Source organism: Microvenator marinus (assembly GCF_007993755.1).
Taxonomy (GTDB): Bacteria; Myxococcota_A; Bradymonadia; order Bradymonadales; family Bradymonadaceae; genus Allomicrovenator; species Allomicrovenator marinus.
Map to the genome: position 1 here is coordinate 2,085,455 of NZ_CP042467.1, position 21,761 is coordinate 2,107,215.

Genomic DNA, 21,761 nt, shown 5'->3' on the forward strand with positions numbered 1-21,761 from the left:
GCCTAGGCGGCCCGCCTTTACTCGCCAGGAGTCGGAAGTCCGCCGAGAACTAGTGCTTCGCCTTCTCGAACGAGAGTTTGGTCGCGGCCACCTTCTCGTCCGAAGCTGACATAGTCCACCATCCGGCCGTCGCGGTCGCTCAAGGTCACGGCATCGCCACCGTTGTTCAGGTAGAGGCCTTCGCTCTTAAACGTTGGTACATCGAAGCCCTGAGGCTCACCACCACCGAACACCACCACCTTCTGGCCAGGCTCGATTCGAGCACCAAGCGGGAAGGTGAAGCGAACCATCACGTTATCTTCAATGGTGTAGCCCGCAAGCTCCACGGCCTTGGTTCCGGGATTGTGAATCTCGATGAACTCGTCCTCGGAGAAATGGCGTACGCCATCGCGGTTCGCATCGCCGGCTGAATCATCGGCGGGGTCGGCAAGTACTTCGGTGATGATCAGACCTGGCTCTTCAGCCACAGGAATATCGTCACATGAGAAACTTGTGGGCATGCAGTAGTTGTCGGAGAGCCAACCGCTCGTTGACGTCTCGCGGCAGGTGTAGCCATCTGGACAACCTGCATCGCTCGTACACTCGAACGTACACACGTTTGAGCCTTCGAGGGTAACGCACTTGTTTCCAGCACCACCACAATCGGCATCCGAGCGGCACTCACCACAGAGAGCGTCTTTGTTTCCATAGGGGTGGCCATTGGGATTGTCGTCAATCCCATGCACGCCGTACATGGTCTTGAACCAATAGCTCGCCGAATCCATGGATTTGAGCATCTTGCCGTATCGAGTAGGTTCGTGGCGGTTGCCAGAACTCGTACCGACAAGGGCGTCCAAGAAGTCTGTGACGACCTTGCTGGTGGCGGCGTTCGAGAAGCTTGTGGTGGTCACGATGTCGAGGTTCTGCCGGTCAGATTTGTTTGGATTTGCCCAGAAAGCCTGACCCAAGGCGTAGGTATCACAACCCTCAGCAAGGACGACCTGGTAGCGGTCCGCAGGCATGTCTAGGCCCGGAACTTCCGAATCGTCCAAGTCTCCTTCGAGGGTCTTCTTCCAGTTCGCGAGTGCGAAACCATACCAGGGGCCAGAGTGGCCGCTGAACATGATCACGTCGTGTTCTGCGAAGCTTGAACGCATCTCGTTTTCGAGACGCCGGCCACCGGCATCGGTATCAGGGTCCGTTTCGGTGCCAGGCTCTCCCCACCAAAGGGTGATCGCGACTTCAACCTCTTGCCCGTTTGCGTCCAGCGTGTAGGTCAGAGGACCACGGTTGGTGGCGTATTCAGCCCACGAGCTGACGGGGGATTGGAAGCCCCGACGAACGAGCCAGTTGTACGTGCTCTCTGCATGAACGCGGTGATATTCACCGTGATAATCCCAGCCGAAGAACGCTCCAATCTCAAGCTTCCCGTCCTCGAAGAGGCGCTCATAGTCCATCCAAGCATCTCTGGAGCGCTCTTGGGGAACGAGTTCGATGTCCTGATAGTAGATCTGGCTCGCATCAACGCTCGTAGGGGAGAACGACGACCACGGAGCACGACGATACCATTCCTGCTCGTGGTCCAACTGAGTCATCTGATCGTTGGTAAGCACGCCAACCGCAAGGCTGAAGCGATAGGACCCGTCTTCCATCTCCTGAGCGTTCGCGGCACGTGACAACTCGCGAAGGAGGTCGAACTGACCGCCAATCTCCTGAACGAAATTAAAGGTGTAGGTCAGATCATCAACCTTCACGATGTCCATGTCTTCGTACGAGCCGTTCTTGGTCAACGCCTTCATTCCGCCGTAATCGGCATTCTCAGAGTCGCCAGACTTGTCGATGAGGTAGGTATTGAGGAAGAAGCCGATCTGAACCTGCTTGTAAGGAATGAGTTCAGCGATTCTCTGAAGTCGCTCTTCCTCAGTGGCGGTGGCGTACTCAGGCTCGAGCTTGAGCTCGGCTTTACCGCGCACAAAATACTCTTGAGCTGATTCACTGTAGAAGTTGTCGGCTTTCTCATTTGGGCCGAGGAAAACCGGAGTTTCTTCGGCGGGCTCCGAAGAGTCGCTGCCACAAGCAGCTGTGAGTGCCAATCCCATTCCTAATGCCAACGCGTACCATTTATTCTTCATCACTCTCTCCGATCGAGGTGCACCATGTGCGATTCATCTATTCTGTATACATCTATGCATACAACGGGCCAGTGCCTAGGGATACAAATTTCAGGGATTTAGCATCACATCCACCGGAAACCGGCAACTCAGCTTGCCACTTCATCCACCGACCATGGCAAGCCCAGCTGCCAACGCGAAATCTGGAATACATTGACCATAATGGAGGTTTGTGCGAGCCAGAATCTACTCGTTTGTAGGAGCTCGAGTGAACACACTAAAGATCTTTCGTATGACCAGCGTTCTCGAGGGAATCTCTCTGGTACTTCTTTTCTTCGTGGCAATGCCTCTGAAGTACGGATTCGATATGCCCCTTGCGGTGAGGATTGTAGGAAGTGCTCACGGCGCCCTTTTCATCGCCTTTGTTGCCATACTGATCTGGGCACAATCCGAACAAGAATGGTCACTCGTAAAAACGGCCAAACTCTTCGTCTCCTGCCTGATTCCATTCGGGTTTATCTGGGCTGAACGGCTCGTGCGCGAAGATGCTCAAACCACGCCCGCGGCGTAAATCAGGCCGTTAGACTTCAACACAAATCGACCAAGGCCTCGAATCTTCTTTGAAACCACGATTGGGGTGTCTAGCTCGATTCTAATCTTCGGCTGAATATCTAAGACACTAGGCTCCAAGCCCTCAATCGCGAGCACTCGAGCAACCTGAGGCCCCAAATGCAGCTCGAGTTGGTTGAGTTCTTCAGGCAGACCAAAGAAGAGCGCCTTCGCCTCTAGATGAGGCGTGGTGTTCAGAGGAGCGTCGGAAAAGAAGATCTGTCCGCGGCTTGCGGGTCCGCTCAACTTGAGGGCAAGTGAGTTGAGTCCCTGGTAGACCTGCTCGACCACCAATTCGCCCTGGTTGCTCTGCAGGACATCCCCGGCACAAACAGAGCCAGAGTAGAGTTCCGCAAAGATCTTTCCTTCGTATTGCCCAACAACCCCAAGGGCTGTGCCCAAGTCTGAGTCGGGCCGCGGGGCTTGGTCTTGGGTCAGGGCTTCGATCAGAGTCGGTCCTTTAAACCATTCAAATCCGGTAGAATCAGGTGTCAGGTTCTGACCTAGCTTGGCGGAAATCGGGACTATTGAGACGTCTTCAACCCCACTTTCCTCCCAGAATTCTAGAAACTCCGCCTTGAGCTGAAGGAATCTTCGGTCACCTTCGAAGAGATCGAGTTTGTTGATAGCAACCACAAACTCCTCGACGCCTAGAAAGCGCAGAATATCTGCGTGCCGTCGCGTTTGCTCCTCGATGCCCGCATCGGCTCCAACGATGATCAGCCCCACGTCGGCTCTCGAGGCGCCCACGACCATGTGCCGCAAGTACTCAACATGACCGGGAACGTCCACAACGCGCCAGGTTTGATTTCCCTGCCGAAAGAAGTACTGGCTCGTGTCTACCGTAATCTGAGCGTCCCTTTCCGCCTTCAAGGCATCCGAAAAGAAAGCCCATTCCATGCCCTTCTCCCGGGATTCGGAGGCTCTCTCGAGGGCCGCCTTGCGGTCATCCGGAACGGCCCCAAGTTTCCAGAGCAGATGACCTAATAACGTGGACTTTCCGTGGTCCACATGGCCGGTTATGGCGATCGTTCGGGATACCTTCACATGTAGCCTCGGTTTCGAAGCTCCTCAAAGGCCGACTCTCGCTCCTTATCCTGGGCACGCCCATGCCTCTCGGAGCTCCGAAGAGCCTCGAGTTCTGCGATGATCTCGGGCACAGTTTGGGCGTTTGAGTCGTGAGGAAAGGTGCAAGGCGCACAACCAAGGCTACGATATCTCTTCCCATCCTTAGAAAAGTAAAGATCGACCACAGGAATCGACTCCAGAAGGATGTAGCGCCAGACGTCTAACTCGGTCCAATCTAAGAGCGGATGCACCCTCATATGCCCGTTGGGAGGGCGAGTGTAGTGCCCCCAGATTTCGACGGGTTGGTCTGAGGGATTCCAGCGAGACTCCGAGTCGCGGGGCGAAAAGACGCGTTCTTTAGCTCGGGTGCCCTCCTCATCCCTTCGAATCCCCAAGATCAGAGCGTCCCAACCGTGACTCGCCACTAGTCCCTTCAGAGGCTCACTCTTCAAAGCATTACAGCACTCTACCCGGCTCAGCTTGCCCGTCGGGTAGGTGTTGCCTTCCAAGAACTCGGGACTTGGCGGTGAGGTGACGAGATCAAGCTGCCATTGAGAGGCTAAATGGTCGCGAAAGGCGATCATTTCGGAAAGCTTATACCGCGTATCCACATGGACACATGGGATAGGAACCTTGCCTAAGAACGCCTTTCGGATGAGCCAGAGTAGAACCGAGGAATCCTTGCCCACGCTCCAGAGCAAGGCTGGCTTTTCAAAGCTAGCCCACGTCTCGCGAATAATCGCGATGCTTCTGTCTTCGAGCTCTCGGAGATAGGCGCTCATGATTCCTTGGGTGAGATCACTGGAAGCAGACTCCAGGTAAGGTTCGGCAGAAGCCGTTATCGCAAATTCCGCTTACACACTGAGAGCTTGAGGTACACGGAGCAGCGCCCGAGCGCAATGACTGGCAGGTGTTTTCGACCGAATCACAATGCCCCGAATAACAGAGTCCGGGCTCACACGACTCGCCTAAGCCGACTTGCGCCTGACACACTCCGCCAACACATTGGGCGTTGTAGGCGCAACGTTGCACCTGATTGCATTCCTCGCCGACCCCAACCACTTGAGGTCCCTGGCAGGTTCCCTGGTTGCACCATGCCCCTAGCCTGCAGGGGTTTTCATCATCGCACGACTCACCCGGTAGTCGCCGTGCCACACAAATCCCGTCTACGCACCGGTCGAGAGGCGAGCATCGAAGGTCGGTATCGCCAAGGCATGGTCCACCCGTCTCAGAGACGGTCTTGCACTCACCGCAGAAGGTCGTGTCCAAGACACAGGTCGTTCCCGCGTCGCACACAAACGAGCCGATGCCAGGCGCACAATCGCCCCCGGCCTCCACGAGTCCATCCCAAACTTGGTCACATCCGAAGTCGAGGTCGAAGACCTGCTGGTCGCACGCAACCTGCTCCAAGTGAGTTTCGCATTGGCTCAGGCCTTCGGCACTCAGGCGCAACAAGCCGGCCTCTTCGTGTGCGATATAATGAGGCTCATAGACGGCGTTACACGAAGCATCGAAGAGCTCTAAACACTCCTCCATGGTATCAGCCGCGATCCGTCCGCATCGCAAGTAATAGTCACAGAACATGTTCGCGCTGAGTTCGCAGTAGTTCTCAGCCACCACGTCGAGCGCGGGAGGTAAATCAACCTCAGCGTCATCGGCCATGTCGAGGTCTTGCGAAAGATCGTTCCCGTCATCGCCCTGGTCCATCTGATCACCCTGGTCCGGCTCAGTGGTGCCGGTATCAGCAGGCATATCGACACCGAGGTCTGGTGTCGTCTGGGTGGTATCCGAGCCGCAGCCAGCGAGTAGCAAAAGTACAAATACAAACTTCTTCATTTGGAACTCCGCACCGTTAAGACGCGGCCTGCTTAACAGCGGATCGGCGCCGCCGCAACACCCTGTAAAGAAGAGTTACTCAAAAAGGTGGAAGTACATTCTCTCGAATGCTGTGGCCTTGACGTAGCTGACATCCCAAAGCTCCGCGAACGAGGCGAATGGCCGATTTTCGCGGATGACGACGATATTCGCGGCCGCTCTAGAGTCGAGGCCAACTTCGAAGTCGAGTTGGTCTTGGGTGGCGGTGTTGGCGAGTTCGAGGATGCGGTTGACCACAGGACGGCATTGCGCATTTACGACGCCGTTATCGTCAAACTCCACCGGGCATCGCCCAGTCTTGTAGAGGTAATCGTACATCTTCATGACGCTGACAGGACCGATATAGGGCACGTCTTTGAGCTGTTGGAGCGTGTTGAATGGCGTGGTTCTGCGAGTGTCCACGATGATTTGGGCAGCGCGGATATCGAGGCCAACCCAGATGTCGAGCTCTTCAAACGTCGCCGTATTTGCAAGCTCCAACATTTGGTGGACCACTGGCTCACACGTATCGAGCACATCGCCATCGCGGGTTTCTTCGTCGCACCTCGCAGCCGTGTAATCATTGAAGTCCGGGTAGAAGAACGATGCACCACGACGATCGATATCGCTCAGCGTCAGGGCCCAGTCGCCCTTTCCGTTGCACTGAGGATAGTGCATCACCGACGTGGCGTCATATGTGGTGATGGGTCGATAGTCGTCTCCTTCACGGCAAAAATAGGCATTGGCTTCGTCGCGGATATGTTCGTGGCGGAATCCGAGTACATGGCCTATCTCGTGGCGAAGCACACCTTGAAGCGTGTAGTCGCCTTCGATGGTGTCGCTCTCGGCCATGCGGTCGTGCTCGTCCATGGCGATGATGACTTCCCGCTTCTCTCTTTCTTTGTAGTTCGGGAAGAAGGCGCGCGCGATATAGCTCGCGAAAGGGTCATCGCCCGGCCGGACGTTGAAAACAACCTGGGCATTGCGTGTGCTGCATCGTGCGTCATGCTCCGTGGCATAGACGAGGTCGACATCCGCAATCTCTTCCCATTCCTCAACGGCGGCGTTGAACGCTTGTACGACCTCAGCCTTTCTCTCGCCAAAATCGTCTGAGATGCAGTAACGGAGGTCGAATCGCTCGGTCCGGTCCCAGATAGCATCCACAGCAGAGGTGTTCATGACGGTCAGGCCCTGAACCAGACCTCGTCGTGAGTAGTAGTACTCTTGAAGTGCTTCTTCGCCCCAGATTGGAACGTCACCCTGAACGATACACGCACCACCTTCTTCGCAGTATAACCCTGCACGAAACTCTTCGTATGTTGGCGCGAGTCCTGAGTCGACCTGGTCTCCTTTGCCACCACCAGTGGGTTGAACACTCTCGGTCGGTGCATCCGTTTCCTCGGCGCAGCTAACGGCGAGAAGACTTAGAAAGAGGACGATAAGCGATTTTTGCATACTAAGACTCCAAACACTTTGGTCGAGCAAATCTTCTTCAAGAAGCGTACCACTCACAGAGAACCTAGCGATTCCGGGCCTTCAGCCGTTCGGTCTCCAATCAAGCACTGGCTATTGGAAGCCCGAGGCGCCCCTTCAGAGGCTCAAAGCGGCAAGTATACTTGCCACTCAGTGTATTCAAAGTGTGTACGGTTTTGGCGGCCCCAATTCTCCAAAGACTTCGGATTTCTATTAGACTCGCAGAAGAGAAACCAATTTTCTACGACACGAGAGGTCTACATGAAGCGGGTCCTAGCCCTTGCTCTTTGTTTCACAGTACTCGCCTTACAGGCGTGCGGTGATTCAACGAGCGGAACGAATCAGAATAATCAACCAGGTACCAACAACACCACGGGGACCAACAACCCGCCTGGGACCAACAACCCGGCTGGAACAAACAACCAAACCATTGATCCCGGTGCGGATAACGACAATGACGGAATCATCAATTCTGAGGACAACTGTCCGGGTGATGCGAATCCGAATCAAGAAGACGCAGATGGCGACTCGATTGGTGATGCTTGCGACAATTGCCCAGGGGTAGCGAATTTCGATCAGGCCGACGAAGACCAAGATGGGGTGGGCGATGCGTGCGCCGATATCATCGACCCGACGGGCGACGATGATGGGGACGGAGTGCTCAATGGATTGGACAACTGCCCAGATGTGGCAAACCCCGACCAGACGGATTCGGACAACGACCTGAGCGGAGATGCCTGTGATAACTGCCCAACCGTAGCCAATTTTGACCAAGCCGACTCGGACGGAGACGGCGAAGGAGACGCCTGCGATGGCCTTCTCGACCCGAACGCCGATGAAGACCAAGACGGCGTGACGAACGGAAATGACAACTGTCCTACCGTTGAGAATGCTGACCAACTCGATACCGATGGCGATGGCGTGGGAGATGCCTGCGATAACTGCCCGATCGTTGCGAACTTCGACCAGGCAGACACGAGCCAAAACGGCGTCGGCGATGCGTGTTCTGACGAGGACACAGACCAGGACACGGTGCCTGACCGAATCGACAATTGCCCCGAAGAGCCAAACACAGACCAGGGCGATATTGATGGTGATGGTGTTGGCGACGCTTGCGATAATTGCGGCTTCGTTGCGAATGCAGACCAGGCTGATTCAGACGGGGACGGGACCGGCGATGCATGCACCTTCATCGATACGGACCAAGACGGCGTCACAGACGATAATGACAACTGCGTGGATGTCGCAAACCCAGACCAGACCGACCGAGACCTCGATGGTGTGGGCGATGCGTGCGATAACTGCCCGTTTATCCCTAACGTCCTCCAGGAAGATGCGGACGCCAATGGAACGGGCGACGCCTGTGAAGGAGCGGATACGGACGGCGACGGCTGGCCTGACTTCGCGGACAACTGCCCTGTGGACTCAAACGCCGACCAACTCGATGTAGATGGCGACGGCATCGGTGACGTGTGCGATAACTGCGTGATTGTCGCGAACGATGACCAGCTTGATACCGACGGCGACGGAGAAGGCGACCTCTGCGAAGGGTTCAACTCCCCCGCCCCAACGGATCGTCAAAGCTTCTGGGATAAATGCGATGATGGAACCTACTCCGCGTCCAACTGTACAACTGAGTGTAATGACGGGATTGATAACGACGGCGATGGCTTGATCGACATTCAAGATCCAGGCTGTGTGAGTCCTTGTGATTCGAGCGAAGACGAACTGGTCTCCGGCAACACCCCTACCTGTATATCGGGGGATAACTCGTGTTTTGATTCCAATCCTCGCTGCCGCCAGGAGTGCCTCTTTGACGGCGATTCCGGATCCGGAAATGACGCCACGGATTGTGAGCCGCCAGCAGGATGTGATTGCTACGGCTGCTGCGGCGAAGGAAGTTGCCAAGACGGCACGTGCCGAGGCAGCGCGTGTACGGTAGATGCCGATTGCGGTGCGCAACAGGTTTGCGTTGACACAAACTCGGACGCAACTGCTGACTCATGTGCTCCGAGTTGCGCAAACGGTAACGATTGCCCACTTGGGTCCACATGCACCAATGGTGCGTGCTCCTTGAGCGCGTGCACCACCGATTCAGATTGCGGCACATTCATCCTCGATGGCTCGGGCTGCGCCAAAAACCTCGACTGCTACAACTCAGGTTGTGGCGTCTGTGTGAACTTGAGCTCGCGTGCCTGCACCATGGACACAGACTGCTATATCGACGGAATGGACCGCGGCGGCTCATGTATCAACGGACAGTGTGCGTGTGGCCAAGAGTTCTGCGAAGCTTGTCCTGAACAATGCGACGGGGTGGACAATAACTGCGACGGAGACGTGGACGAAGTCTGTACACCCAACTGCGTTCCTACAGTCGAGATCTGTGACGGAGTAGACAATGATTGTGACGGAGAAGTCGACGAGGGCTGCGGTGGATGTACGCTCGAGGTCTGCGACGGTGTCGACAACGACTGCGATATGGTTGTTGACGAAGGATGCCCGACCTGTGTGCCAAGTGCAGAAATCTGCGACGGCCAAGACAACGACTGCGACAATCAAGTCGACGAGGGCTGCCCTGTTTGTGTGCCGTCCCCGGAACTCTGCAACAACGTTGACGACGATTGTGATGGTGAAGTGGACGAGGATTGCACGTCGTGTACTCCAGAAGCAGAAGTCTGTGATGGCGTGGATAACGATTGCGACGGAGACGTAGACGAAGGATGCGCCACATGTGTGCCTTCACTCGAAATCTGTGACGGCGTAGATAACGATTGTGACGGAGACATCGATGAAGGCTGCTCCACGTGTGTGCCCACCGCTGAACTCTGCGACGGCGAAGACAACGACTGTGACGGTAATGTTGACGAAGGCTGCCCGAACTGCACCTTCGACGGTCAAACATGTGCCGCGAACGACGATTGCTGCAGCGGCTACTGTAACCCCGACACCTTGATCTGTGGCGACGAGCCAAATCAATGCTCGGGCCAGCTACAGGATTGCACCACAACCGCAGATTGCTGCTCAGGCCTTATCTGTGGCGGAGGCCTTTGCATCCTGCTCTGATTCGCTCAGGGCTTTGGCAAAGTCGGTAGAACCGTGAGCCGCCCAGACTCTAGCATCGCTGGAATCTGTGGCGGCTCTTTTACTAGAGAAAAGAGATTGGCCAGGGCTGGATCTTTAGACTCGACCTCGATCACACGAAAACCCGGGATTTGACTCGCGCGCCATGGCTCACATGGCTCGCACTCGTCCCCCACAAAAATGAGCTTGAGTGCAGGCTCTTCTTCTAAGCCAAAATCTTCCAATTTAGGGCGAACGGCGAGAGCCCAACGCGTCATTCGGTCACGCTGCAAGCGCCCCATCTGAATCTTGTCGGCACCGGGCACGCCCTTGAGCTGCTCCTTTAAGAGTGCCATTTGCTCGGCGAGCTCTTTTTCGGCATCGGACTCGGGATGTTCTTCAGCGAGCGCGTAAGCCCTGCTTTGAACGAGCCGGCCAGCCCAATCAGCACTTGCTCCGGCCCATGCCCTGAGAACGGCCGCGTCGCGTGGCTCGACCCGGGCCTTCTCATCCACATGGAAGTTAACGGCCCACTCCGCCCCTTCAGGAAGCACCGGAGTAGCCTCTGAGTTGAAGACGAGCACGCCAAACGCAGTAACCGCATGAATCTCACCCGGTTCTGTCGTGGCCCTCGCTCCAGACTCATCGAAGAAAATATAACGTGTGCCCGGCTCTAACTTGAGCTCAGGAAGCTCCCACGAGCCCTGCTCCGTCGCCACTTTGACGTCGGAAGACTTGCACCCCACAAGAGTCAGGCCAAGGGCCATCAAGATTGCGCTAGTTCGTCCCACAGGTACACGCTCGTCTTGATACCGTTGAAGAAATTTTCGAGGTCGAACTTCTCGTTCGGGCTGTGCAATCGGTCGTCATTCAGACCGAGTCCAATTAGCACGGTCGGCACCTTCAAGACGTCGGAGAAGGTCGCCACAACCGGGATGGAGCCGCCACCACGAATAAAGACAGGGTCTACGCCCCAGGCCTTTTTCAACGCGCCCATCGCCGAGTTCACTGCAAAATGATCACGCTCGGTCATCACCGGCCTTCCCCCATGATGAAACTCGATCTTCACCTTAAGACTTGGGTGAACGGTCTGACGAATATGCGCTGCGACCAGTTCCTCGATAGCTTTCGGGGTTTGGTCGGGCACGAGACGGCAGGAGAATTTTGCGCGCACCTTGGATGGGAGCACGGTCTTTGCGCCCTCGCCGGTAAACCCGCCGATGATGCCGTTGAAGTCGAGTGTGGGACGCGCCCACACGCGCTCGAGGCTTGTAAACCCAGCTTCGCCTTTGCCAGCTGTAGCGCCGGTACTTCCCACAAACTCAGACTCGTCAAAGGGGAGCGCTGCAAAACCGTCACGCTCTTCCTGACTAAGCTCACGCACTGCGTCGTAAAAGCCCGGAATCGCAATATGGCCCTTTTCATCGTGGAAGCTCGCGATAAGCCGCCCAAGCTCGTTGATAGGGTTCGGAATCGCTCCACCAAAGAGACCACTGTGCAGATCGTGATCTGCGCCTTCTATCTCGATTTCAAAGTACGCAAGTCCTCGCAACGAATACATGATGGCCGGCAAACCTCGCGCGTACATCGACGAATCCGAGATCAACACTGCATCACACGAAAGCTTCTCGCGATTGGCCTCGACCCAGGGGTCGAGGTGCACACTTCCGACTTCTTCTTCGCCTTCGATCAGGATCTTGACGTTGACCGGCAAGGTACCGGTGGCTTTCAAGTGCGCCTCGAGCCCCTTAACGTGAGCGAATGACTGGCCTTTATCATCGGTGGCGCCACGAGCGAAGATCTTGCCGTCTTTGACCACAGGTTCAAATGGAGGGCTCTCCCAGAGCTCCAGCGGATCTGGAGGCTGCACGTCGTAGTGGCCGTAGAGGAGAACTGTGGGTTTCCCAGGCGCCTCCAAGTGCTCAGCGTAGACGATGGGATGGCCGCCGGTTTCGTGGAGTTCCACGGTCTTCAAGCCGATGCCTTTGAGATGAGAGACCAACCAATCAGCGGCGCGACGCACGTCGGGCGCGCTCTCCTTGTCGGTAGAAATCGATGGAATGCGCAAGAAGTCCAAAAGTTCGTTCAGGAACTCATCTTGCTTTGACTCTGCGAATTCAATGGGTGTCATAAGGGCTTACCTTCTTCGATAGTATTATTTTGTGGCGTAGTGGAGCGTGTATTTGACCGGTCCTGTAATCTTCGAGCTCGTCACGACCACCTGCACGATCAGCTTTTTATTATCCCCGCCAAAATTATAGGTCATGACCTTTTTCCCGTCGTCAGACGTATAGGTCTGAACGATCTTCTGGCCATCGAGCTCCTGTGTCACTGTGAAAGACTCGCCGTCATCACGCTTCCACTTCACAGCTTTGCCATTTGTGGTGATGGGCTTTCGATCATCGTGCTGAATGGAGATAGATTTACCTTTGATCTCTAACGTAATGGTCTCGAACGGGGTGTTCGATTTCTCGAGCTTTCCGCGAGCGATGGGCTTTGTGATGAAGCTCATATCGTCGATGGCGGACTCAATGCCACGCTTGATAGCAGCCATGCTCTTGTCTTTTGCATCCACGGCGCTGTACGTGACCTTGCCGGAAGGTTGGGCCAGAGCAGGCGAGCTGAACAAGATCAAAAACAATGCACTCAGTAGGAATCTCATACCATCTCCTCGTCAGATTTCTCGGCCACGATACTCCTTTGCCAAGGGTAGAATCAAGCAGCCTCAGAAGCATCGGGATGTGGAGCGCGCTCAGGGCCTTTGTACTTGGAGTACCAATCCAAAAACTCTGAGGCTGCGGCCTCCGCGTAAGGGACCGGAATCCCACCCGCCTGCTTGATCATTTCAGCCTCGGCATCCTCAAATACGCGCACGAGCGTTGGGATTCCCGAGAGTTCGCGGACAATTCGGCAATTATCGGAAACCTGTTTCAACGTACTGACCACGAGTTTCGCGTGATGCGCCCGAATCTCTTTCAAGATTCGCGGATCTGAGGCGTCTGCCTTGGTGACACGCGCCCCAGACTTCTCGGCCCATTCACATACCACCGGATCGTGATCCACCACCACGACCACGTGATCCTCGTCTAGGAGCCGTCTTACAAGGGTTTCGGCATTGCGCCCTACCCCAAGCACTACGACGTGATCTTCTACGTCGAGCTGGTCGATTTGCCGCCGCAAGGTGGACGGATGAATCTTGAGAAGACGCCAGACGTTCTTCTCGGTTGCGAGGAATTGCGTCAAGACCATGGTCACCACGGTGGCCAGGGTGATGGCCGCCAGAAGTTCCGAATCGAGCATGTCTTGACCCGCACCTAACAAGGCCACAACAAGAGAGAACTCGCTTGTCTGGGCAAGCAAAAGTCCTGATTCGATAGACGACCGTGCGGTCATACCACTGCGCTCAGCGAACCAAGTCACCAGTAGAGGAGTCGTAATCATGACGCCAAGGGCCATCAGACCTGCGACGAGCACCGTCTTCAAGGTCGGGATGACCAACATCGCACCCAGGGCTGTGAAGAAAAGCGCGATGAAGAAGTCCGACATACTCGTCAACTGCCCTCGAATCACGGCGTTGACCGGAAACGGCGACACGGCAAAACCCGCACAGAAAGCCCCAGTCACAAGCGGCACATCCAGGAAGTGAGAGCCCCCGATAAAGATAAAGAGTATCGCCATGACCACGATTAATTGAGCCTCCTCGTCGAGCCTCAACTTGGTCAAAAGCCATGGCACCAAGGTACGCGCTGAAACCCACGCGACCACCAGGAGAGCCATTGAACGAAAGAGTGCGCTTTCCACCGCGAGTTGGCCCTCAGGCCATCGCATCAGCGCCCCGAGCGCAAGGACAACCAAAACGTCTTGGATAAGCAGCACGCCAAGCACCATGCGCCCAAACGGCTCATAGAACTGCCGTCTCTGCTTCAGGATTCGAACCACGATGAACGTGGAGCTCGCCGCGAGTGCGAGGGCAACATAAGCCGAGCCCAGCGGATCGAAGCCTAGCCAATAGGCGATGCCAAATCCCATCGCTCCGAGGGCGAGAAACTGTGAGATGCCGACTTTGAAGGCTACTACACCCTGCCGTGCAAATCGCGCGGGGTTCAGCTCGGCACCTGCAACGAAGACCAAAACCGTGACACCCATCAAGAGCACGAAGCTCACGAAATCGCTACTACCTAGGAGCCCGGACGCGTTGAGGCCGATTCCGGCGGCCACAAGCAGCGGCGGTGCAGGCACCTTCGCCCACGTCGACACACCGTAGGCAACCGCGGCGCACACCAAGAGAAGGGCAAAAGCGCTCATTGCAGCTCCAAGTCGAGAACTCTATCCACCAACACGCCCATCCCAGCCTTCTTCGAATCGATGAGATACGTCACCCCCAATTCCTTGAGAGCGTCGTGTACCGTGGCGTCAAATCCGTGCACCACACAAGGCACACCCGCCTGTTGCGAGTGGTACGCGACAAGGTTGTTTGTATCTTCGATATGCAGTGTGGAAACCACCAACTTCGCGCGATCGAACCCTGCCTCTTCAAGAACTTGAAGGTACTCGACGTTTCCAAGCATCGACTTACACTCGAGGTCTTTGACCTTGTTGATGTCTGTGTCGATAGCCAGCACCGTTTCGCCCTGGTCGTGCAATTGAACAGCGATTCTGCGCCCCATCGAATTCATTCCGATGATGATGATGTGGTCGCTCAGGACTTCGGCATCGGATTCTGGCGCTTCAACGTCCACGCCTAGAAACGAGAGCAACTCCCATTGTTTCACGCGTTCAAAGAGCCAATCCAAATGGATGATCAGGTAGGAACTCAAGATAATCGTCGAAAGCCCCACGATCGCGATGACAGCCAAGATCTCTTTGCCTATTAGGCCAGTCGACATACCCATCGCAGCGAGTATGAACGAGAACTCGCTGATCTGAGCCAGCGTGATACCGGTCTTGAAACTCGTTTCCTGCGAATACCCAAGCCGTGAGACCAGGAAGATCAAAATCACGGGTTTGGCGATCACCACAAAAACCGCAAGCAAAATGGCCGGAACGAGTTGGTCACCTGCCTCTGTTAGCTGCATCTGCGCGCCAAGAGTCACGAAGAACACGGCGATGAAGAAATTCATCAGGGCTTGAAGCCGGCGAATCAAATCGTGGGCACAACCGAGCTGGGCGAGGCTCATCCCTGCCAAAAATGCACCGATCTCGGGACTTAGACCCAGCGACTCTGCGGCAACGACGGAGCCGAAACAAAGCGCGAGGCTCCAAATCAAGAGCATCTCGGGTCGGCGCGCCGCCCACTCGAACGGCTTCGGAAGCACATACTTTGCCAAAATCAACGCACCAACCAACATCACGACCATGCCCGCAAAGGCCTTTGCGAGGTCGAGCGCCATATCGGCCCCGTTGGCTGACCCCTCACCTCCAATACCTGCTAGAAACGTCAGCGCGATGATGACTACGAGGTCTTGAACCAAGAGCACACCGACCGCGATACGACCGTGGAAGGAATCCGTCTCTTTTCGCTGCCCGACGAGTTTCACCACAACCACGGTCGAGCTAAAGGTCAGCGCCACCGCCAGAAAGGCGGCGTCGACCATCGAAAAACCCAATACGTAACTAATCCCGAATCCAGCGGCGGCAGTCAGCGAAATCTGGCCAAGGCCTGCGATTGCCGCAACTTTGCCCACGTCTTTGATTCGCTCCAGGCTTAGTTCCAACCCAACCAGGAAGAGAAGCAAGGCAATGCCGAGGTGCGACATCATCGCGATTGCTGCATTTGCTCCTTCGGCGTGGTGGTCCGCTCCAAACGCGGAGCTCAGGTCCACAAGACCCAAAATCGGGTCTAACAAGAGGCCCGCGAAAATAAAGAGTACGATACTCGGTGTGGATAACTTCTTGGCGATGACGAGGAGAAACCCCGACATCACAATCATCATCCCGAGGGTCTCCAAGAAGACTGTATCTTTCATCTTCCCTCGATGAGCGCTGTAGATTCGTAGAGCGCGCGGCAGAGTGCGACCGCCCGAGGCGAGCGGACGTGCCAGTCCATTTTGTTCATGACATATCCGAAACTGATTTCGTTGACCGGATCTACCCAACCCAGGGCACCGCCCATTCCCGCGTGACCAAAGGACTCGGGGTTCGGTGAAAAGAGATGCCTTTCTTCTTTCAAGAATCCGTTGGACCAGCCGAGTGGCTTTTGAAGCACGCGATCATGGGTCGACCATCCGAGTCGCCGGTACGCCGGCTCCAGAGTTTCAGCCTTGAGAAATTGTCTACCCTCGAAGCTTCCTTCCATTGAGAACGGCAAGTAAGCGCGCGCCACCCCCTGCGCACTCCCCGTGGCCGAGGCCCAGGCGAGCTCGGAGCGCCGGACCGGCTCCTTGTTGTAGAGCGTCATATCGTTGCCCGGAATGGCAGGGTTGGTGAAGGCCTGACGCATCGTGGATTTACGGTCCAAAAACTCTTTGAGTACGAAAGCCTCTGTAGATTCCGGCTCCAGAGTCGCACTGGTCATCATCCTGAAGACGCGGGAAGGGGTCGCGGGCGGGTAGAGTGTGGCGATGAAGCTATCCTCGCTCTGCGGCGTTCCCAAATGTACGTCCGAGGCCAGTGGCTCAAAGATCTCGCGACGCAAGAATGCGCCCATCGACTCGCCAGCGATCCGCTCAAAAAGCTCACGTGCGTACATTCCAAAGGTTATCGCATGGTATCCCTGATCTTCACCCGGCCTCCACGAGGGCTTTTGAGTCTCCATCGCTTCAAGGACTTTGGGATACCTTGAAGGATCCGTGAGGTCGTCCATGCTCAGTTTGGTATCTAAGAACGCCAAACCGCCACGGTGGCCAAGGAGTTGCCCGACCGTAATCTTTGACTTTCCCGACTGCGAAAACTCTGGCCAATAGGTGCCAACGGGTTCGGACCAATCCAGCAGACCACGGTCTGCCAGAAGATGCAGCGCCATGGCTGCAAATCCCTTCGTAACCGAGAAGACCACAATGCGCGTATCTCGCTCCCATGCCCGGCTCGACTTCCTGTCCGCAAGACCACCCCAGAGGTCAACCACGCACTGGCCACTACGATAGACGGCCAGGCCTGCCCCAATTTCTTCGGTCTTGAGCTGATGAGCAAACACTTCGGCCACGCGTTCGTACCCGACCTCGAAGGTACCTTCTGCTGGCGCTGGGGCTGGGTTCTTGGCCATGTTCATCTCCATAATTGGCGGTAATTGCGGCGGACAACCGGCGCGAAACGTACTACAGCTAGGCGCAAATGACGAGGTTAACTCACTTGCGGAGTCACGATGAGTGAAACGATTGTTTCGATGAAGGCGCTCGCGAAAGCTTTTGGAGACACAGAAGTTTTGGCCCCTCTGACCAAAGAGATCTCGGCCGGAGAGGTGATTGGAATCGTGGGACCAAACGGGGGTGGAAAGAGTACCTTGCTTGGCTTGATGGCCGGACTTCAACGCCCATCGAGTGGGAGCATCGAGATTTGTGGGAAGCCCGCACACCTGATCGCTTTGCAGAGCGCCGGCCTGGTCGGGCTCGTCCTCGCGCGTCCAGGCCTCTATCCACTTTTGAACGGCCGCGAAAATCTCGAGTACTTTGGTGGCCTCTTTGGGCTCTCAAAATCGGAAGTGAAATCCAAAGCCGCCGAACTCGTGGACCTTTTTGGCCTCAAGCCACATATGGAAAAACGCCTTCACACGTGGTCGACCGGCATGCAGCAGAAATTGAGTCTGGTCCGGGCACTACTCCTTTCGCCGAAACTCCTTCTTGTAGATGAACCCGCAGCGAACCTTGACCCCGTGGCCGCGAAGGCCTTCTACGACGAGCTCAGACGCCGCGCAGACTCAAAGGAATCTCCACTCGCCTGTGTGTGTGTCACGCATGACTTAAACGCAGCAGAAGCCATTTCTGACCGTGTCTGGGTTGTGAACGGAGGCCTCAAGGAGGAAATCAAACTCAAGAGGAAGACGCATAACCAGGAAGGGCCCATTTTTGAAGCGTGGAAGAGGGCAATCTCATGAATCGAGTTCTCTTGGTCGCAAGAACCGAGGTGATGGAGCAACTCCGTCAACCCTATATGATCGTCATCTTGGCTCTTAACTATGTGTTGTGGGGTTCACTTTTCGTATTTGGTCTCATGGCGCTTAGTAGTGTCCAAGACAACCCACAAGCGTTGGTCCTGCTGGAGCAACAAGCAACGGGACTGGGACTCTGCAGCGGTGAAACTGCACTCATCGCCATGACACGCCTAATGACCTCGACCTTTGGTGCGGTCTTCTTCACCACGATCCCTCTCTTCGTTGCGATCATGTCGGGTTACTCTGTGCTTCATGACCGTGCAGTCGGCGCCTTACCATTCCTGATGTTGGCGCCCCTCTCCCGTTACCAACTGGTATTCGGAAAGGTGTTAGGAGCCTTGGCGATACCTTTTCTGCTCCATCTCGTCTTCGTAGGCGCAATTAGCGCTACCGCGCTTCAGTTCGAGGTGATGGATCCACAAGCCTACAGATTTGGCGGCTCAGCTGCGTGGTGGGTAGCCTATCTTTTAGGAGCACCATCGGCCGCCTTCTTGATTGGTAGTCTTGGGGTCGTGATTTCCGGGCTCTCGAGCGATGTTCGCACATCCATGCAGTACACCTCCTTCTTCATTGGCATACTCAGCCTTGGTTTTGGCTTCGCGCTTTTTGACGGCATCCGTTTTGGTGTGGGCGCTCAGCTCGCGTTTGTCGCCGCCTGCCTTGGAATGGCATTGCTCGTCCTTCTTGCAGGGAGCCGAATCATCAGCCGAGATATCTAGAACGCGAGCGCTCTCTTTTACTTTAGGAGCTCGCTGACTTGGAATTTCTGGACAAAGGTCACCATAGACATGCCATTGGCGTCCGGCGTCATATAGGACCCACAGCCGACTTCACGAGCGTTCCTATCAAGAAGGTTGGCGCGATGCCCTGGAGAATTCAGCCACCCGTCAACCACGGTGCGGGCCAGCGACGCATAGGTGTGCGGGCTAAGAAGCGGCCCATCCGCGGTAATTGAGTAACCACCCTGCCTGACATAGACCCCCTGGTCGGGACCAATTGGGTAGCCGGGAATCCATGCGAGATTCTCAGAGGTAATTGGATTGGCTCCACCCGCCGCCGCGACGCGCTGATCGGGCAATCTCATCGCCGAGTTCGAAGGATGCTCATGCGCCAAGAACCCACCGCGTGCCGACTCTTCGGCATACGCGCTCGCCGCCTTTTCCAGAGTCGCGTTCCAACGTAAGCCTTGCCCCCCTTGGGCGATTCGTGCCTCGTTCGTGGCGAGGTGGCACGCGGCATTGATCTTCTCGTAATCGGGGGAAGACCAATCGATCACGTCTGCAAATTCGCTGGTGCCGAGCCTATTTGGCTCTATGACATCAGGATGATTGATATAGCTATTGGATAAGCCGCCACAGCCGGAAATGAGGGCAGCTAGTAGAAGAGAAGACAAGAGAACGCGCATAAAAACTCCACTCAGGGTTTGAGTCAAACCATGAGTGGGTCTAATTTATTCGCCTTCTTCGTGCATCAACAAACGCATACGGGCACGCTTGAGAGCCTCTTGGTGACGCTCTAGAACCTCGCCTTCGACTTCCTCGGACTTCGCACGCTCCTCCATCGCGAGGAGCTCGCGCTCGGCCTCTTCGATCGCAGCCTTGGCAGCGTTTACGTCGATCTCATCGTAGCCGTCACACGCCTCGGTCATCACGGTGACCTTGTCGGGCAACACTTCGACGAATCCGCCATCAACGAAGAACTTACGCTCACCGCTAACTTGCTCGCGACCAATCTCGCCCTTGAAGCCTCTCACGGTCATTTGACCGATACCAAGACCGGAGAGCAAAGGAAGGTGGCCAGGAAGGATGCCCATTTGGCCTTCACTACCGGGAAGGATAATCTCCTCGGCAGAGCCGACCAATACAGCTTTTTCCGGCGTTACGACTTCAATGGTCAGAGTTGACATGATTAACCTTTCTCAAGTTCGGCGACGAGTCGCTCGTGCTTCTCGCGAGCTTCATCAAGCGTACCAACGAGGTAGAAGGCCTGCTCGAAGAGTTCATCAACTTCACCGTCAACGAGGGACTTGAATCCAGCGATCGTGTCCTCAAGTTTGACGTACTTCCCTGACATACCCGTGAACTGCTCGGCCACGAAGAATGGTTGGGAGAGGAACTTTTGGATCTTACGAGCGCGCTCTACGATGAGCTTATCTTCATCCGAAAGCTCGTCCATACCGAGAATTGCGATGATATCCTGCAATTCTTTGTATCGCTGAAGTGTCGACTGAACACGACGAGCCACTTCGTAGTGCTCGCGACCAACGACGTCTGGCTCAAGGATACGGCTGGTGGAGTCCAAGGGGTCCACAGCAGGGTAGATACCGAGAGCGGCCAGCTGACGCGAAAGAACCGTGGTTGCATCCAAGTGAGCGAAAGCCGTTGCTGGAGCAGGGTCTGTCAAGTCGTCAGCAGGAACGTAGATGGCCTGAACCGAAGTAATCGAGCCCTTCTTCGTTGAGGTAATACGCTCCTGAAGCTGGCCCATTTCGGTAGCAAGCGTTGGCTGGTAACCCACAGCTGAAGGAATACGACCGAGAAGAGCCGAAACCTCAGCGCCCGCCTGGGTGAAACGGAAGATGTTGTCCACGAAGAGAAGAACGTCACGTCCCTCTTGGTCGCGGAAGTACTCAGCGATGGTAAGAGCCGAAAGAGCAACGCGTGCACGCGCTCCAGGAGGCTCGTTCATCTGGCCGTACACCAAAGCCGCTTTGGAGTTCTCCCAATCGCCATTTGGCGCGAGAACCTTCGACTCGAGGAATTCGAAATAAAGGTCGTTTCCTTCACGAGTACGCTCACCCACGCCGCCGAACACGGAGTAACCACCGTGGCTCATAGCAACGTTGTTGATGAGTTCCTGAATAAGAACGGTCTTACCCACACCGGCACCGCCGAAGAGACCGATCTTTCCGCCTTTGGAGTATGGCGCGAGAAGGTCGATAACTTTGATACCGGTTTCGAACATCTCTTTCGAAGTCGACTGATCTTCGTAGGTAGGAGGAGTTCGGTGGATTGCCCAACGCTCGTCGGCTTCCACATCGTAGATGCGCTTGACGTTGGTCTTAGAAACCTTGGTTTCTTCAACGTGGTGGGCGTCTTCGGTGCTTCGAACTTTCACGGTGTAAGCCGTGTCGCCTTCTTCCGAGATGATGCCACGAACCTTGGTTCCGTCATTGAGTTCGATGATCGAGATCTCGTCCACTGGATCGCCGGTCACGTTCAGGATTCGGCCGAGAACCTTTGGGCCCACAGGCACGGTGATATAATCACCAGTGTTATGAACTTCCATGCCACGCACAAGGCCGTCCGTCGTGTCCATGGCGATGGTTCGAACGATTCCTTCACCGAGGTGAAGTGCGGTCTCCAGAACGAGGTTTCCGGTCTTGTCCGAAATCGCTGGGTTGCTCACGCGCAACGCCGTCAGAATCGGTGGTACAGAATCCGCTGGGAACGCAACGTCCACAACCGGTCCAATGACCTGAGTAATTTTGCCGTGATTTGCTGTAGCAGCCATGTTTATCT

General features: G+C 55.6%; 18 protein-coding genes. 4 read left to right on the forward strand and 14 right to left on the reverse strand.

Annotation, left to right across the window (positions count from 1 at the left end; translation table 11 throughout):
* Positions 1–17: 17 nt before the first annotated feature.
* Positions 18–2,111: a lamin tail domain-containing protein gene (locus FRD01_RS08725; protein WP_146959006.1), complete on the reverse strand. Its 2,094-nt coding sequence runs from the start codon at positions 2,109–2,111 to the stop codon at positions 18–20.
* A 247-nt stretch (positions 2,112–2,358) separates the two neighbouring features.
* Between FRD01_RS08725 and FRD01_RS08730 the strand changes: the two genes are divergently transcribed.
* A complete protein-coding gene (locus FRD01_RS08730; protein WP_146959007.1) occupies positions 2,359–2,661 on the forward strand; it encodes a DUF3817 domain-containing protein in 303 nt (100 codons plus the stop codon).
* On the opposite strand, the gene FRD01_RS08735 is transcribed toward FRD01_RS08730, so the two are convergent.
* From FRD01_RS08735 to FRD01_RS08750, 4 genes are all read right to left on the reverse strand, one after another.
* Complete coding sequence (locus tag FRD01_RS08735) at positions 2,640–3,746, reverse strand: GTP-binding protein (RefSeq protein ID WP_146959008.1); 1,107 nt, start codon at positions 3,744–3,746, stop codon at positions 2,640–2,642. The two genes, FRD01_RS08730 and FRD01_RS08735, sit on opposite strands and share 22 nt — an antisense overlap.
* Positions 3,743–4,549, reverse strand: coding sequence for a sulfate adenylyltransferase subunit CysD (gene cysD / locus FRD01_RS08740; RefSeq protein ID WP_146959009.1), 807 nt, complete (start codon positions 4,547–4,549; stop codon positions 3,743–3,745). Before cysD ends, FRD01_RS08735 begins: the two co-directional genes overlap by 4 nt.
* A gap of 16 nt (positions 4,550–4,565) precedes the next feature.
* Positions 4,566–5,603, reverse strand: a complete 1,038-nt coding sequence (locus FRD01_RS08745) for a hypothetical protein (protein ID WP_146959010.1) — start codon at positions 5,601–5,603, stop codon at positions 4,566–4,568.
* 75 nt (positions 5,604–5,678) lie between these two features.
* The gene (locus FRD01_RS08750) at positions 5,679–7,076 is read right to left on the reverse strand and encodes a helix-hairpin-helix domain-containing protein (protein ID WP_146959011.1); all 1,398 of its coding nucleotides are present in this window, start codon (positions 7,074–7,076) and stop codon (positions 5,679–5,681) included.
* 279 nt (positions 7,077–7,355) lie between these two features.
* On the opposite strand from FRD01_RS08750, the gene FRD01_RS24880 reads away from it, so the two are divergent.
* Positions 7,356–10,157, forward strand: coding sequence for a thrombospondin type 3 repeat-containing protein (locus FRD01_RS24880; RefSeq protein WP_146959012.1), 2,802 nt, complete (start codon positions 7,356–7,358; stop codon positions 10,155–10,157).
* Between the two features lie 5 nt (positions 10,158–10,162).
* Here FRD01_RS24880 and FRD01_RS08760 read toward each other — a convergent pair whose 3' ends face one another.
* Genes FRD01_RS08760 through FRD01_RS08785 form a run of 6 tightly spaced genes read right to left on the reverse strand, consistent with a single transcriptional unit; the run spans position 10,163 to position 17,355 of the window.
* Complete coding sequence (locus FRD01_RS08760) at positions 10,163–10,945, reverse strand: hypothetical protein (RefSeq protein WP_146959013.1); 783 nt, start codon at positions 10,943–10,945, stop codon at positions 10,163–10,165.
* Positions 10,921–12,285, reverse strand: a complete 1,365-nt coding sequence (locus FRD01_RS08765) for a dipeptidase (protein ID WP_146959014.1) — start codon at positions 12,283–12,285, stop codon at positions 10,921–10,923. The genes FRD01_RS08760 and FRD01_RS08765 overlap by 25 nt, the downstream gene beginning before the upstream one ends.
* A 24-nt stretch (positions 12,286–12,309) precedes the next feature.
* Positions 12,310–12,816, reverse strand: coding sequence for a hypothetical protein (locus FRD01_RS08770; protein WP_146959015.1), 507 nt, complete (start codon positions 12,814–12,816; stop codon positions 12,310–12,312).
* 53 nt (positions 12,817–12,869) lie between these two features.
* Positions 12,870–14,459 carry a cation:proton antiporter gene (locus FRD01_RS08775; RefSeq protein ID WP_146959016.1) on the reverse strand — a complete coding sequence of 530 codons (1,590 nt, stop codon included), beginning with the start codon at positions 14,457–14,459 and terminating at the stop codon, positions 12,870–12,872.
* Positions 14,456–16,120: a cation:proton antiporter gene (locus tag FRD01_RS08780; RefSeq protein ID WP_146959017.1), complete on the reverse strand. Its 1,665-nt coding sequence runs from the start codon at positions 16,118–16,120 to the stop codon at positions 14,456–14,458. Before FRD01_RS08780 ends, FRD01_RS08775 begins: the two co-directional genes overlap by 4 nt.
* Entirely contained in the window at positions 16,117–17,355 is a 1,239-nt protein-coding gene (locus FRD01_RS08785) for a serine hydrolase domain-containing protein (protein WP_249756123.1), read from the reverse strand. The genes FRD01_RS08780 and FRD01_RS08785 overlap by 4 nt, the downstream gene beginning before the upstream one ends.
* A gap of 99 nt (positions 17,356–17,454) precedes the next feature.
* Between FRD01_RS08785 and FRD01_RS08790 the strand changes: the two genes are divergently transcribed.
* Together FRD01_RS08790 and FRD01_RS08795 are read left to right on the forward strand one after the other, a co-directional pair.
* Entirely contained in the window at positions 17,455–18,183 is a 729-nt protein-coding gene (locus FRD01_RS08790; protein WP_146959019.1) for an ABC transporter ATP-binding protein, read from the forward strand.
* The gene (locus FRD01_RS08795; protein ID WP_146959020.1) at positions 18,180–18,959 is read left to right on the forward strand and encodes an ABC transporter permease subunit; all 780 of its coding nucleotides are present in this window, start codon (positions 18,180–18,182) and stop codon (positions 18,957–18,959) included. The genes FRD01_RS08790 and FRD01_RS08795 overlap by 4 nt, the downstream gene beginning before the upstream one ends.
* Before the next feature lie 17 nt (positions 18,960–18,976).
* Here FRD01_RS08795 and FRD01_RS08800 read toward each other — a convergent pair whose 3' ends face one another.
* From FRD01_RS08800 to atpD, 3 genes are read right to left on the reverse strand one after another with little or no spacing between them, the layout of a single operon-like run.
* Complete coding sequence (locus FRD01_RS08800) at positions 18,977–19,645, reverse strand: CAP domain-containing protein (protein ID WP_146959021.1); 669 nt, start codon at positions 19,643–19,645, stop codon at positions 18,977–18,979.
* Between the two features lie 45 nt (positions 19,646–19,690).
* Entirely contained in the window at positions 19,691–20,146 is a 456-nt protein-coding gene (gene atpC, locus FRD01_RS08805; RefSeq protein ID WP_146959022.1) for an ATP synthase F1 subunit epsilon, read from the reverse strand.
* Between the two features lie 2 nt (positions 20,147–20,148).
* Positions 20,149–21,753: a F0F1 ATP synthase subunit beta gene (atpD, locus tag FRD01_RS08810; protein ID WP_249756124.1), complete on the reverse strand. Its 1,605-nt coding sequence runs from the start codon at positions 21,751–21,753 to the stop codon at positions 20,149–20,151.
* Positions 21,754–21,761 lie beyond the last annotated feature (8 nt).